The 394-nt window shown below is 50.0% G+C and carries 1 protein-coding gene; it reads right to left on the bottom strand.

The features are described 5' to 3' along the window. Positions 1 to 125: 125 nt before the first annotated feature. Positions 126 to 317 (bottom strand): fimbrial protein, encoded by a 192-nt coding sequence (locus tag BM613_RS14785; RefSeq protein WP_109431879.1) that lies wholly within the window; start codon positions 315 to 317, stop codon positions 126 to 128. Positions 318 to 394: the final 77 nt, after the last annotated feature.

The following is a 394-nucleotide window of genomic DNA, read 5'->3' as shown; positions in this document are numbered from 1 at the left end:
TTTTCTTTTTAGTGTGTTTTTTTTTTTCAAGCCGAAGTCGGCATCCGAGTTTCGCCTTAGTCTCGTGGGGTCGGATATGGGTATAAGGGACAGGGGAATTTCTGCGGCAGCGGGCTTGTAATGGGTTAAGTGATAACAGATGTCTGGAAATATAGGGGCAAATCCAAATTGATCATAAATATCGCATCCGCTTTCGCCACACCTGGCCGAACACCGCTGGCTAACGCTCGATAATTGGCAAAAAAGTTTAGTGTGACATTGCCATTTGCAACTACTTCCTCAGTCGGGCTCGCCTCCCCCCTCTCTCTTATACACACCTGACGCCTCCGACGAAACGAGCGGGGTCGAGCACGGCGCGCCCCCCCTCCTTCACAAAAAAAACCACACCAACACA

Source organism: Sulfoacidibacillus thermotolerans (assembly GCF_003144315.1).
In the GTDB taxonomy this organism is placed as follows: domain Bacteria; phylum Bacillota; class Bacilli; order Alicyclobacillales; family SLC66; genus Sulfoacidibacillus; species Sulfoacidibacillus thermotolerans.
The sequence above is the reverse complement of the archived record's forward strand: the minus strand, read 5'-3'. Positions and strand labels throughout refer to the sequence as shown.